Raw genomic sequence first — 14,939 nt, 5'->3', positions numbered from 1 at the left:
ATACTTATATTTCTTAAATGTGTTGCAGATCTCATCACACCAAAATTTCGAGCCACGGATTCATCATCGTGTAAGCTCGGGGAGGAAGAGCAGCAGCTGCAGCAACAACTGTTGGGTTAGCCTCTATGGTTATTTGCGCTGCTGCACGATTTTGAGAACCTCCTGCGATAAATTCGTGTTGCCCTGCTCCATTGATCACTAACGCCCAATATTGATAATGGGAAAGCGTTAAATAAACCCGGGTGTTAATGTAATCCAAAACTACTTTAATGTTGTGTATATGAGCTGTACCAGCGCCAGTATATTCTGCGAAACCAACGGGGGCAACAGGGGCATTTACACCTCCCGCAGCAGCACCGGCACCGGTTCTGGATGTAGCAGTGTAATGTGCATGCAATGCAGCAGCCGGGGCAGGAACCGCCACTGCTTGCCCGTTAGCCGCACCCGCCAGGCCATTGGCTGGAAGCATTCCCGCGGAATCTTCGTGCCAGCTTCTTAATGTACCGGGTACTGTTGAAGTTGCATTCCGAACTAAAGCATGCTGATCAAGTGGTGTTCGTTCATCTACCATTGGGCCGCCATTTAGCTGGCGCTTAACATTAAAAAGCAAATTTAGTAATGGCTTGGGCAAAAATTCCTGCGCCTGCGACCACGTCAACTGCTTAATTTGTGGGCGCGCCACTTGCGCATCATGTGTAACGCGGGGGGCGGCCAGCAGTGCGGCCCCTGCAGCACGCCCAAAAGCGGCCTGCCCTGTAGCTTCGTCAACCCAGGTAACAAGTGGAGCAGCCAGGTTAGCAGCAGCCGTTTTAACCTGGTGGTTGCCCGGGGTTGCATCATATGTTGCAAGCCACAATGGCCTGGCATTTTGATGTGCATACCCCAAAACCGGGGCTACGGAATATGCTGTTTGAGAATGCGGTACGGGAATATTCGCTGCTACACCTGTAGGCATAGCACCCGGCAAAGCACCCGGTAATGCAGGTGCAACGGCATAATCCGGAATATTCACAATAGCCCGGCCAAGGATAGTATTTATTAATACAGCAAGGCCATCAGCAGCAGCAATATTAGCAGCCAAGGTAGGCGGTGCGCCAACTGCAGCTGCAGCTATTGCAGTTCGGTAAGCCGTCAAAGCGCCTATTTCGCCATGGCCCTGTCCTACACCTATTGGAAATGCAACACCTAAGGGCCCTGTTGCCGCAATTCCATTATCTGCGTATCCCTGTGCTAAAATAAGATCGCTGTTTATAAAAAATTTAAGATACTGTTTTAACTGAGGTAGGGTTAGGTTACCGCCCGGGGCCTCCTGTTGTTGGTACTGGGTGGCAGTAAAGTTTACCATTCGTTGTACCAAAGGCTCAGCCATTTCATTATAATGAGCCTGTAACAAAGGGGTAGAAACTGATCTCAGGGCATTTGTTTTATTGGCTAATTCCCCCATCACATCCGCCTCTTTTTCTAATCCTTTATCATCATTAACATTCACTTTTCCCTTCATCTGCAAAGTAGGTTTCACCCTGCCCTGTTTTTGCTGTACCACATGCCAGGCTTCGTGCGGCAAGTGCTTTTCCTGGCCGGATGCTATGTGAATATCCGTACCCTGTGCATAGGCATGCGCATTAAGCTGGGCGGGCTGAACAGAATTATAATGAACCTTTACATCGTCCATTGAATAACCTGAAAGGTTCTCAACACCTGCTTTTAGCTGATCTGGCAACCCAGTTTTATTGGGCATTTTTTGGATTGGGCTTGCGATATTTTTGTTTGATAACGCTTCAGCCTGTTTTTTTTGGACAACAGATTTTGGACGGTTATCCTGAAGCTGAGCAGCAGATTTTTTTGCTGCCCCCACAATCGTTGTAGGTTGATTGTTTTGCTTAGTTGGTGCTTTTAAATAATCGTTCATCTTATCAACATTTAATTTCCCGCAGGCAGCTTTACTATCACAGGCCCTATTGCCCCCGTATAATCTATTGCCGAACAAAAATCACTGCTATTAATATTATCCTTTAGCCTTGCCAATTGCGGGTCATAGTAACCTAAATCAACCTGTTTGCCTGTTATTAACCTCACCAAGCTGTCATTTACAGTACTATGCCTAATAAATAATTGCTTTTCAGCAGTTTCAAAATCAATGTGTTTAATTGTACTGCGGTATTTACTTACTTCCCGCCCAACGCTATCATAAAATAGGTTAAGCATTCTATGTATATCTGCTTTATTTATTTTAAGCACCAGGTGTAGTCTGGTGTTATTTATCAGGTAACCGGCAATATTTAATCCGTGGTTATAGGTGCAATAATTTAACGCCTCAGCTATAATTAATTTTCGTTGCTCCTGCGTAAACCCCTCCCTCCATTTACCCATTGTAAGCGTTATGGGATACAGCGTCGCCCTATTTTCTGATTCTTCGTCTGTATCATCAGTTTGTTTACTGGTTTTGGCCATGGTTTTCAGTTTGCAATACTTCGTGTTTTATTCTCCTTTTTATATTCTTTTCGTATTCCGGTTAACAACTCGTGCCGGGTAACCACCGTATCATTTCTGCGGATGGCTGATAATGCGCAAAAGCGCAATACATTTATTATAGCCCCGCCCGCTAATTCATACTCTTCGGCTACCTGTTGCAGGTCAATTGCGGGGTGTAGCGTGCAGGTTCCTGAAAAGGCATTTTTCCAAAGCTGATACCTTTCCGGTGCCGATGGGATAGCGAAATAAATTGTAGCCTGAAACCTTCGCATAAAGGCTTCATCCATATTGGCTTTAAGATTTGATGCCAGAATAACCACGCCCGGAAAATCTTCAATGCGCTGCAAAAGATAGGCCGTTTGCTGATTTGCATGCCTGTCGTTAGACGAATTTGCAGCTGTGCGTTTCCCAAATAATGCATCAGCTTCATCAAAAAATAAGATCCATTTTTTATGCTGCGCGATATCAAATATTTTCGCGAGGTTTTTCTCTGTTTCACCAATATATTTTGATGCAACCATAGACAGGTCAACTTTATAAACTTCCCGCGAGGATACTTTTCCTATAAGCGTTGCTGTTAAGGTTTTCCCGGTGCCAGGCGGCCCATAAAACAATGCCCTATAGCCGGGTTTTATCTTTTTAAACAAACCCCAATCTTCCATTAATGTATGGCTGTGGGTTATCCATGTTTTTATTTCTTCAACCTGCTCCATTACCATATCATCCAATACCACATCCTCCCAGTCCATACTAGTGGTTATTCGCTGCGCCGGGAATGAAGCATTGTTTTCCATTTGCAATTGTTCACCGGTTGTAAAATAATGAAACCATCTGCCCGACAAACTTAAGATCCCATTAAGCCGCGGCAGGTATTCGTCTACATCGGTTAATATCAGCACCTGCTCCTTTACTAAAATATTATCAGTGCTTAATACTTCCAATACCTTCACTCTCAATTCAGGCGCCCCAACGGTTATCATGAAACATAAAGTTTGGCCGGTAGGTAAAAATCCGCTGTGATTTTTATCGGCTACGCCGCCAAACTCAGTAAAACAACGGTCATAAATCTGGTTTTTACCTAAAAAAACATCCAATACCTCTGGCCTTATGTGCGGTGCCATAGCCAGCACCAGGGCAAGCCTGCTGTATATATCCAAATCCCATTGTTTAATCATCCCGGCATACGGGCAATCAATTTCCGATAGATCCGGCAGGGCTATATCCTGCCAATTGTTTTCATGCCCGTCATGCAACAGATAAGTACAAATCACCTGGTCGATCACGCTTTGTAACCAATCCATTTCGTTTTGCAATATTTTCACGGAAAGATTAGCCTCCATAGTTAAAAAATAATTTTTCAACATCATCCAGGTTGGTATCTACCCATTTAAAATACATTAATGCTGTATGAGGGTTAAGTTCGTTAGCCTTAATCAGATCCAGTATATTTATATTATAATTGCCCGGGTCTTGCGAAGAATCCATTTGATCATAATGAAAATCATAATCATAAAACTCACTGGCCCACTCATCCTGATTTAATTCCTTCGCAACCATTTCTGACACCATTTGCTCTATTTTTTCGTCCTGTAAGGCCAGTTTTTTAGCCTTATAAAAAACCGGTTTACGATTAAGCTGCCTGTAATAATATTCTATTTCTTTTGCCTGAATAGTGCGTGCCGTCGGATCGCCAAAAATATCAACTAAACCAAAATTTTCGGTGTCTGTTGCTATTTCCAGTTCAGCATTTGCCGAGCCAGCAATAGCAAGTGTCCAATCTGCAGTACTAACGGTTTCGGTTACAACATATACTTCCCGAAAAGAATAAAGGGTTTGGGTTAGTTTAATGATCAGCTGCTGCTGCAATTGGTTCCAGTTTCTAACCTTTACTGATTGCGGATCACTGCTGCGGAAAAAAAAACTGCCATAGCCCGAAAATGCCAGCACTTGCTTGCTATATTCAAACTCGCCCCCTATCGGGCCATGGCCGCTGCCCCTGCCTGAGTACGGTTTTGTTACCCCATCGCTAAAATTCCAGTAAGCGGGGTCTAATTTAATTCCATACCCCAAATTATAGTTTTCGGATTCAATAATACCATTCCTGAATATATTTCCAAGCGGGGTCATCTGGCCGTTCCTGATCTGCAAAAAATTACCCGGATATATGTTATTATTATGCGGTATCGATGGTATAAAACCACCGGTACGCATATATAACTTTCGATAAAAATTTTTAAATATATTATCCATTAGTTTTACTGCAATAAATACCAACCTATATTTTACCCCAAGCCATACGAAACAACTTGTTACGAAGCCAAAGCAGCTGCATTACCTGCCGCAAAACCAGCCTGTAACGATTTAAGCTTTATTTGCGCCTGTATAAGATTAACCGATGCTTCATTTAATTGCACTAAGGTATCTGCATTTGCCCTATGCGCGTGTTTATATGCGCTTTCAGCCTGGTCATAAGCCTGATATAATAATGTTTTTAAACAGGTATCAACATTTCTCGTTTCCTCAAGTTGGTAATTGGTACCTGTTAACGTTTCATACAACTGCATGGATTGTATATATTCCAATGAAGCTGCTGCTTCTGACTCCATACTTGAGGCCTGGGTGGTAAATGCTGCCTGTAATGCCACCAATGTTAATGCTACCGCATTATTTGCATCGTTACCTGCAACGGTTATCCTGCTTACCAGGTCATCAGAAATAAGCGGGTTTAATGCTTTTTTGCGGATCACCATAGTTGATAGCTTATTAATTACCTCTGCCGAGTAAATTAGTTTATCAATTAGGCTTTTTACTGCTGTTGCTGTATTTTTGGTTGATACATCTGCTATCACCGTTTCACTAAAAGCTTTTTCAGAATTTTCTAACAGACTAAGCGCATTTTGAACCACCACATCAAGCAAATTACGATTATCGAGTGTGTGGGCACGGTCGGCAATAGCATCTGCAAGCGCACCTTGAAATTTATTCGATTTTTCAGTAAGCGATGTAACTATTGCCTGTAATTGCTCCACATCGTATTGCGCATCAAGCACCATTACAGCAATTGCGTCTAACTCTGCTTTCTTTCTTTCAGTTACCCCGTATCTTTTTACAGGAAATAAACTTGTATCTAATGTTTTCATAGTTTTTTATTTTTTTATAGTTTTTGATCTGCTGCAACATATATAAAATGTTCACCATGGCCCGATAAAGCGTTGGTATATTCGCCAAGGTCATCTTCCATAGCTTTAGAAACCGCTAAAACTACAGGCAGATATTTTTTGCCTACTATTAATGCATTGCCAAAATTATCTGTGCTACTGTCCTGTATCCGGGCCTCAAAATGTTGCTTCTTCTTATTTTTCTGTTCTTTAGATTTCTCCTGTTCTATGGCAACCGTATAATTTGCAGCAGGTACCTGTTCAGCTATAGTCAGGTTGAAGAAAAATCCTGGTATGGTTTCTTTTACCGGATCGATAGACCTCATTGCAATCCGCATCTGCGCATGTATTGCCTTTAAAGCCGCTTTATCCTTTTTTATAAGCTTAATAGTATCATCAATCTTTTTTGTAGTATATTGAATGTCGTCCTCAACAGCTTTATCCCTTGGCTTCGTTTTTTTCAATTCGGCAAGGTGCTGGTTATAGCCATGCAAGGTGGCATTAAGGGTGCTTATTTTTGCATCAAGCGCTAATATTTGCGGGTCAAACGTATTTGCTATTTGTTCTAACTTTTCTACTTCCTTCTCAATAGTTCTTAAATCCCCGGCTGATAGTAAGCCTTTTAACAAATCGCTGTTATCAGGCAAAAACATACATCTGTATTCAACACCAGGCCCATCAATATCGTCATCCTCCTTTTCTCCATCCTTAATATGTTTATTATCCTCACTCTTCACATCAATTTCAAATGAAAGTATGTTCGTTTCTTTATTTACAATGATGGTTTCCTTATTGGGCGCAGTTAACTGATTGGTTAATCTAAATGGAGCGGACGGCGCGGATAAATAATTATCAAAATCATTGATCGCTTTTTTGTAATCATCCATAAATTCGGTCAATACAAACACTACATAATCCTGTCCCAATTCCATCGGTTCGCCATCAGAATCCAACAGTTGCGAAATAAGAATTTCTGTAGCCTTTCTGTTCCCTAATGATAAAGCCGGAACTTCAACATACTGTGCTGCATCCAGCAATAAGGCTTCAGCGTTAGCATTAGAAAATACCGTTTTCCTGCTGTTTTTTACCAGCATAACATAATACTTGGCAACAGGATAGGAAGGTAGTTCCAAATCATGCAGTGCATTAGCTTTAACACGAACGTTTGTTTCATCAAGCCTGAAAGCGCTTCTGTAATCAGAAAATGTTACTGTATAAGAATCGGCGGTTAATTTTATAACAGGAACGCTTAAATCCAAATTAAGCTCTTTATTATTAAGTACATAAGCATAGTTTGCAGCAAAATATTCGGCATTAATAAATTCCAGCGCACCCTCTGCCTTTTTTTCGGCCGAGCTTGCGGTTGCCAGGGCTGTGTTATCGCTGGTAACATTTGCTGCTATGGCATCATAGTCGGCAGATATAATGCTTAACAGATTACCAACAGCAGTATTTGTCGCTTTTGCTTCATCGGCTACTGTTGATGCCGAAATTACTGCAGTAATTGTTGAGGATTCCATTGCACTTTGTGAAGCTTTTTCGGCATCATACGCAGTTTTCGACATCAATTCATTGGCTTCCTGCCCTTGTGTATAAATTTCCGTATCAAAATCCGCTGCTTTTAATATACTGAATATACTCCCGATATCACCCGCAAGCCGAACAATAGCATTTGATGCGATTTGGATATTTGACGCGCTTACGGCGGTATTGGTAACCGATTGTAAGGTATAGGCTTTTTGTTGCGTTGCTGATGATAAAAGGTTGGCTGCAATGTTATTGTTATTTACACCCTGCTCCTTAATAGCCTGCTGAAAAGTATAATTAGTATTCGCCTTATCAAGGTTTTCTCCAGCTGTTATTTGTGCACCTTCGGCGTAATAAAGGCTAAACATAGCAGCATCCCGTTTTGCTTGTGACGCTTTTATCTCGAGTTGCAGGGTTAGTAACGAGGTTACCACATTTGCTTGTAAATTTTCGTTGTATGTATTCATGATATTTTTGTTCAGTTATTAATTAATTATTGTAGTTAATTACCTCTTGATGGCAGCTAACTGGTATCCATTTTTTCAGATTCTGTTTTTTTCATTGTAATAAGTTTAATAGGCCCAGTAAACATGCAAGGGTTTAACCATCCACGGATACTTTATAATTGAAAATGAAAAAGGCGACTTATTGATCAGCAGATCATAAGCACGCTTTTCAACTGTTAATTCCCACCTTTCCTCCTGCTCAACCAATAATCCGTTGCGCACTAACCAGTTACCTCTAAAGCCATTAACAGAACATTGTCCTATAGCTGGCCAGTATCCTATAATAGCTGTAATAAGGCCATCTATCAATTTTACATTGGCAGGTGAAATGTTTATCCCGTCGTGCACCGGTTCAGCTAATGGCAAGCCACACAACACTTTATTTAATGCCAATAGTGATTCGTCGGTTTGGGTTAACCCGGTTATTACATATTGCAGGTAATGCACCGCTTCTGCCTGTGCCGTACTGTTTGCAAAGTTTTTATTATTAATGAGCCCCAATCGCTCAAATAACATTATTATATAATTGTTAAGCAGTACCGCCCCGGCATTTTTTACTGTAATGCCCGCCTTTGCTAATATTAGGGTATCATTTTTTTGAGGATTTAGTTTAGGTATTTTAATGACAGCGTCATTGATCACTTTTTTTTGCATAACACTTGTATTTTTAAAAAACTTATAGGATACCTGGAGCGAAGCGGGTAATTGAAATTTTATATTATCTATCCCCATAAAAAAGGCTTTTTGCGAAACCCCTTTTTTATTGCAAACCTCCCAAAGCAGTTCATTCCAAATATTTTTGGCTAAAACTATTTCCCAGTTACCTGATGACCATGCTTTTATCACTTTTTTAAACAGGATATACTGTAGTTCTTCTGCGCTGATACCACTGATGGATATGGTACCGAATGACTGATGTAATTTTTCGAGCGCGTATAAAATAGATTGCTGAGGCCTGTTTAAACCTGCAATAGCGGTAAGCAGCTTTTTAAAGTTTATTGATCGGCCTAACCAAAACATTTGTTGCCCGGTTATTATTTGTCGTTGCATTATGCACAGAAATTTTAACGGGTAATGTATCACCACTTCGTTTAGTAATACTGCTTCATCGCCAGCATTAGTTTTATCAAACCAACCAGAAATTTGCCTTTGAATAACAAGTGCATCAATTAAGCTATCTAATAGCCCCACCTGTTCTGCGCGGGCAAGCTTTTCATTAGGATTAATTATTATTTCGTTTAACTGTAAAACTGCCGCTATCGGTAGGTATTCACTTATAATACTGTGGATTGGAGGTGAAATGGTATACCCATTTTTTTTAAGGCTGCTAATAATTGCACCCATAGTTAAGCCTGCCTTATCGGCTATAAAACTAAATGAATCAGTTACCAATTTTTTCTTATCTGCTGATGACCAGGCATGCCCCTTCATGATTTTTAAAACCTGCTTCCAGTACATTACCATCAATTCGTTACTCATGTTAGCAGGAACAAAATGGTGTACCATATTAAACAAGGCACCTACGGTTTGTATATTTTCAGTTTCAGCACTATGTGCATCATTACTTATCCAAAGGCTAAAATGATTGAATGATATTGATGAGCTTAGTTGCTTAATTTGCTTGTCAGAAAATGCTATATCGTTTATAACTTCTCTTAATTTGCCTGGATTTTCCTCCAATGCAATGGTTAATAGCTCGCTTAAATAATATTTTCTCTCATTATGGCTAAAATAGTCGTTGCCCTTTTGCAGGCAGCTTTTTATGTATTGTAAAAGATTACCTATAGGCAATATATCACCACTTTTTAATGTATACTCTTTGCTTTTTGCAACGGATAGTTCTTTTGCATTAAAGTTATTTACAGCAGATTTTATCAATACAGGATATTTCAATTCAAAAACAGCCTTAAACAGCTTTTTGAATAATCCGGCATCACCATTATACTTATTGTATTTTAACAAGCATTCCCAGTACAGTTCATTTAATTGCTCAACTACGTGGCGCTGGGTTCCACCCTTCACAATAGCATTCATTGATGTAGCCGAATATTCTTTTATCAGTTCATCCTTTATTTTATCGCCATTAGGCAAAAAGTAATTTTTTAAGACTATGCCTTGCTTGCTATCCGATTTTTTTAACTTAACGATCCAGCTGCTGTTTAAATTTTCGGTTAGCCGCTTTATCACCTCGTAGTGTTTGCTTACAGGTTCATTTATCAATTTATCGATCTCTTCAACAATATTTCCAGTGTTTTGATACCGATCAACCGCACCAATATGCTTTAATGTTGGATAATGATACCATACAGCCACCCCGAATAAACTTCTAAATTCCCCGGCGTTACCGCTATACTCGCTATAACTTAAAAGGCATTGCCAATACAGCCCGCGCAATTGGTTAATTGTTGAAATTCCATCAACAGAATCTAACGTTAGTTTTAGTATTGTTGAATACTTTTTCACCAGTTCATCCATTAACTTTATCCCGTCTTTCAACAAATAATTCACGATCAATATCTGGCGATTATCTGTACCTGTACGCAATGCAGTAAGTTCTCTGTCGTTATAATTTACAACCAATAGTTGGGCAAGTAAAGCCTGCTTATTTTCAATAAGATTGTATTTATTTGCTTTAGCCTTTATCAATTGTTCAACGCGGGCTAAAACAGATGAGGCTATTTTTTCTCCTTCAACAATTATGCTTGAATTGATAGCTGTAAAAAGAGGGTTACTAAGATATTGACCCGCAAACAGGTTGAGTTCATTAAATTCTGCCGTCGATATTAATCCACTTATTCTACTAAAAACAAACTTCACTATACTATCTTTCAAATCAGGATAAAAAATAAGCGAGTTTAAAGCTTCAGTAAAAAGGCTTTCGTGGCTGGTTGAATTTGTTTGAGAATATTTGCCGGCTATTTTAAACTGATTAAACAATTGCTCAATCTGTAATAAATCGTCGTAGACTTTAGGGTTGCTGGCTTGTATAAGCAGGCGTGCAGTACTATTATCTGTTATATACGGGATAAGCTTTTGCAGAACGGCTTTATCCGGGTAGTTAAGCAATATTGTAAACCCCGCCTTTGGGCTAAACTGAATATATTTTACTGCCAAACGCTGTAACGAGCTAAAGGATGTTTTATTAATGCTTCCTTTTTTAAACTCCTTCACAAGCCCATCAATTATTTTTTGGAAACTTTCTGATTGGGTGATTGAATCACTATGAGTTGTTTGATCAAAAGACGATATGAAAGCTGAAAAAATACTTGAGTTTGAAATTGTTTTTTCAATATAGGGTATCTTCTTTTCTATTAAACGCTCCCATAATTCGTGTTTATTTATTGATCCAATTTTAGTTAAAGAGGTATTAAAATAATTAAAAAAATCTTTTTCAGTAAAGGTACCATTATGGCTTTGCAGATAGCGCAGTGTTATTTTTTGCAATAATTTAATATCAGCCGAACCGGTAAGCGCATCAAGAAAGTCGAAACTTTTTAGTAATTGACCAGAGTTAGCCGGAGTTATTGCAGATACTATGGCTTTAAATGAACTTATTTTTAGATCAGTAAGCACACTATGCCATAACTGTTCATCGGGCTTAAACGACAAAATAAATTCACGAAATTTGGGGTGATCTTGCTTTGTAAAGGCTGCCACCAATTCATTAAACTCTATAACTTTAGCGGGAGATCTGCGTGATTCCGGGTTATTAAAATAATGTTCTAAAAGCTGCCAGTAATCAGTATTTCTCTGTACCTGGGCATGTTTTTCCTGGTTCTTTTTTTCTTTAGATAATAGTTTTAACGTTGTTATAAAATCTGTTTTTATAGTAAATCGTTTACTTAGTTTATCAGTCGCAAGCTCAATTAGTTCAAGCAATTCATCATAACTAATATTATGGGCAGCTGCCATTTGCTTTAGGGTGCTCTTCATAAAAGCAACTTTATTAAATAAGGTTCCTCTCTCGTTCATCAAAAAATTAAGTATCCAAAACCATATGTTTTTTTTAAGCTCTCTTACGTTACTTTTAACAACTGTTTCCTGCTCCTGTACCCTTATAAGCTCAACTGAAAATTCAACTATTTCGTTATGGTAATTGGGCTCCAATCCTGTTATAATTTTAACAATATTGCTTTCATTAAACTGCCACGCTATTCTTTTCCTGACATTCTCGTGGGTTGCGCCTGTTTCTTTCACCATGCTGATAACACCATCCATATCCGATCGAAGCAAATTACTTAGCATTTCATTTACACAACCATAAGCAGGCTGGTAATTCCATCTCATCAGGCCATGAAGCAAAAAATCACGGATCAATTCCAATTGTGAAAATTTTTCATCTACCAACTCAATATTTTGTTGGTTTTGATTGGAATTGTTGATCATATCGCTCAGGCTTTCATTCAATTTCCATCTTAATTTTGATGAAAGTTCAAATTCCAGGTTATCAAAATCAACCTCACCTAGGTCAATTTCCAAAGATTTTATTCTCCAGGTTTGTTCAGCAGGGCATATTTTATCAAAAATATCAGCTAATTCACGCGGCATACCTGTTCTGCTCCAGTTGCTTATTCGCTCCTGTAGTTCAAATGCTTTCTCTTTCCTGTCAAAACAGGTATCCCAGCTAAATTTTGAAATGATATGATTGATATTTTGATCCACTTTTTAAAATTTGCTTACATTGTTATTAGTAAATAAATGGGTGTTTATAGTTGTATATAAGTTGGTTATGCCAGCTTACAAATGCTGGTATAAACAGTTCGAGTTGATTATCGCCTATAAAATGATACGCATAACTAACCTGCACCGGCAGCGTATTTTCCAAAAAAACATCCAGCCGGTTTGTAAATTCTACGGAGCTGAGTTCATTTATAAATACCGGGAAAATAAGCTCCAAATCATTGCTAAAAATCGGGAATTCATCAAAATGCGGTAGTTCATCTCCATTTTGCATCCTGACACTAAAAAAATATTTTGTGTTGGCTATCGGCTTATGGTATTTGTTATTCGTATTATTACTATCCGCCGGTTTAAACTTGTATGTATTTCCGCCTGCTACAACATCCATTTGAGCTAAATCCAACGCTTCTTCCTGGTGCATATCGGTTATTGAATGAATTATTGCGATAGCTTGCGAGTAATTCAAATCGCTATCTATTTGCCAGTAATGGCTATCAGGCTCTGCTTTTTCACTATCCGTTATAATTACATCAAACTTGAAATATTTAAGAAACAAAGCTGTTTCTACCATTATTACACCTTTTCGCTGCTTTATCATCCACATGGCCAGCCTGATGTTGATATCAAACTCAGGCGATTCATAATATTTGGATATGTAATCCCTGTATTTAACTTTCAGGCCTAAAAGCAGGCTCAGCTTTAACTCAAGTGCCGAATAATTTATAAAATCATCTGCTTCCAGTTTTTCAGCACGATCTATTTTAGGAGATTCAACAATAAAATTTCTTTCATATAAACCGAGTATTTTCTCTGAATAGTTTTCTGGGACTTCGGTAAGATCAGCCGATAGCTTTTTTGCAGCCAAAAAGTTGTATGACTTTTGCCGGTAATACGACAGCAGATCCAGGTTTTGCAGATACAAACTTTTAAATATCAGTTTGTCCTTCAAATTGTCTCCGCAATACACCGATCCTTCAATCAGCGTATCTATCATTAAAGGCGATTCGCCATGGCGCGCCAGCAAATGGTCGAGTATATTATTCCTGCGTGTATGCCCGGCGCTTTCATCCTCCATAAAATCCATTAAGCCACGTATGTAGCTGTTATATGGATTTTGTTTATAGGCCGCCCAACTATTATGCTCCAATAATTTTTGCGATTCAATATCGTCAGTATAATTAAAGCTGTCGTTATTTTTTAATAAATGCCTTACATGCGGAATATCGTATAACGCCTGGTAAAAATAAGTTGGCGAAAATGCTACATATGGTGCAGGATATTTAAGGTTCATGTTGTCATCTTCTTCCGGCTTATAGTATGATCTTATTTCGGTCGGGGCACCGGTCATTGAGTTTCTGAATGAGAATAGCCTGCTAACATTTGCCAATTGCGAAAACTGGTTTGCCAATACCTGGTCAAATAAGGTAAGGTAGCCTTTTAACTGCCTCGATTGCGCCATCTCAAAATCAGATGCGCTAGCAACAATAGCATCATCGCCAACAGCAAAAATTTCAGGAAAAGTATTTTGGATGGAATAATAGTTATTGATATTTCTAAACTTCCCGTACGGCAGTTCGGCATGGATATTAACCGATGCACCAAATTGTATATTTATTTCCGGGCCCTGAGATTTGCTCAGTATCAAATCCAGGTTTGAACCGATAGTTAGCTTCTTTCCTTTACAATAAATTTCGAGGCCTTTTCTTAATGAATCTGCCAGATTAATCGTAATAATTTCGCTAAAGATTGAAGTAACCCGCTTTGTAGCAGGTATTAAGTTATCAAAGCTCAGATTTGATGCCGATGTTACCCCAGTAATTGATTCAATGATGTTAGCTACATCAATCGCCCGTAATTCATCTTTCTTATCGCCCAGCGTATCGCTTGCTATCCATCCGTTTTGTAACAAGGGTCCATTAAATATTTCATCGGCTGCCAATCCCTTTTCTAACAACTGCTGGTAACCTGTTTGCGGCACTTCCGGAAAAATAAAATCCCGGATCTTAAGCTGGATCTGTGCAATTATACCGTTAAGAGCCGTTTCGTTTTCAATATCAATACGCCCGTACAAGAGGTAATTATCAGGTTTTAAAGGCAACGGCTGTAAAAACAATTCACCAATATTTCTGCATTTATTCAGGTAAAAATATGCAGCGCTACATATTGTGCCAATCTCGTCTTTATCAGTAACCGACTGATCAATCATCAAATAAAACTGGTATGCATTATTGGGCGCAGTAGTAATTAATACATTATTTACCTTATCTATGCCATCAATCAGGTATTTCCTGTAATCTTGTATGGTTACAGGCGATGTGGTCAATATATTCTCAGGTAAGTAGAATTGATTTTTTACTATTAATTTTCCGTCGGGCCTGGTTAAAATATCTTTTACGGGGAAATCATTACAATAACCTAATTCTGTAAGCGCATAACAAACCTGGTCGAGTATAGTTATCCCCGGATCGCTGGGGTTTAAGTTAGTCCACTCATAGCCGCTGTGTTTTTGAATATAGGCCAACCCTTCCAGTTTCAATAAATTGAAATTCTGGTTAAGCGGCATAGGCACATCAACTATGTAACTGTTGGTATTCAT

8 protein-coding genes are annotated in these 14,939 nt (G+C 39.0%); all 8 read right to left on the bottom strand.

All coding sequences use genetic code 11. The features are described from left to right. Positions 1 to 34 precede the first annotated feature (34 nt). Positions 35 to 1,909, bottom strand: a complete 1,875-nt coding sequence (locus tag GSQ74_RS09400) for a DUF4157 domain-containing protein (protein WP_158992512.1) — start codon at positions 1,907 to 1,909, stop codon at positions 35 to 37. 11 nt (positions 1,910 to 1,920) lie between these two features. After that, entirely contained in the window at positions 1,921 to 2,451 is a 531-nt protein-coding gene (locus GSQ74_RS09395) for a hypothetical protein (RefSeq protein ID WP_158992510.1), read from the bottom strand. Between the two features lie 5 nt (positions 2,452 to 2,456). After that, a complete protein-coding gene (locus GSQ74_RS09390; protein WP_158992508.1) occupies positions 2,457 to 3,812 on the bottom strand; it encodes an ATP-binding protein in 1,356 nt (451 codons plus the stop codon). Further along, positions 3,802 to 4,722, bottom strand: a complete 921-nt coding sequence (locus tag GSQ74_RS09385; RefSeq protein ID WP_158992506.1) for a hypothetical protein — start codon at positions 4,720 to 4,722, stop codon at positions 3,802 to 3,804. Before GSQ74_RS09385 ends, GSQ74_RS09390 begins: the two co-directional genes overlap by 11 nt. 59 nt (positions 4,723 to 4,781) lie before the next feature. Continuing rightward, entirely contained in the window at positions 4,782 to 5,612 is an 831-nt protein-coding gene (locus GSQ74_RS09380) for a hypothetical protein (protein WP_158992504.1), read from the bottom strand. A 14-nt stretch (positions 5,613 to 5,626) separates the two neighbouring features. Beyond that, positions 5,627 to 7,624, bottom strand: coding sequence for a hypothetical protein (locus GSQ74_RS09375; protein ID WP_158992503.1), 1,998 nt, complete (start codon positions 7,622 to 7,624; stop codon positions 5,627 to 5,629). A gap of 105 nt (positions 7,625 to 7,729) precedes the next feature. Continuing rightward, positions 7,730 to 12,325, bottom strand: coding sequence for a contractile injection system tape measure protein (locus GSQ74_RS09370; RefSeq protein ID WP_158992501.1), 4,596 nt, complete (start codon positions 12,323 to 12,325; stop codon positions 7,730 to 7,732). 25 nt (positions 12,326 to 12,350) lie between these two features. Then, positions 12,351 to 14,939 (bottom strand): hypothetical protein, encoded by a 2,589-nt coding sequence (locus GSQ74_RS09365; RefSeq protein ID WP_158992499.1) that lies wholly within the window; start codon positions 14,937 to 14,939, stop codon positions 12,351 to 12,353.

The organism is Mucilaginibacter sp. L196, from assembly GCF_009765905.1.
Classification (GTDB): Bacteria; Bacteroidota; Bacteroidia; order Sphingobacteriales; family Sphingobacteriaceae; genus Mucilaginibacter.
Note: the sequence above shows the minus strand (reverse complement) of the source record. Positions and strands in the feature narration are given on the sequence as shown.

Excerpts from the sequence above, each read along its gene's own strand:
- GSQ74_RS09400 (WP_158992512.1), bottom strand. The coding sequence starts at position 1,909 with ATGAACGATTATTTAAAAGCACCAACTAAGCAAAACAATCAACCTACA.
- GSQ74_RS09395 (WP_158992510.1), bottom strand. The coding sequence starts at position 2,451 with ATGGCCAAAACCAGTAAACAAACTGATGATACAGACGAAGAATCAGAA.
- GSQ74_RS09390 (WP_158992508.1), bottom strand. The coding sequence starts at position 3,812 with ATGGAGGCTAATCTTTCCGTGAAAATATTGCAAAACGAAATGGATTGG.
- GSQ74_RS09385 (WP_158992506.1), bottom strand. The coding sequence starts at position 4,722 with ATGGATAATATATTTAAAAATTTTTATCGAAAGTTATATATGCGTACC.
- GSQ74_RS09380 (WP_158992504.1), bottom strand. The coding sequence starts at position 5,612 with ATGAAAACATTAGATACAAGTTTATTTCCTGTAAAAAGATACGGGGTA.
- GSQ74_RS09375 (WP_158992503.1), bottom strand. The coding sequence starts at position 7,624 with ATGAATACATACAACGAAAATTTACAAGCAAATGTGGTAACCTCGTTA.
- GSQ74_RS09365 (WP_158992499.1), bottom strand. The coding sequence starts at position 14,939 with ATGAATACCAACAGTTACATAGTTGATGTGCCTATGCCGCTTAACCAG.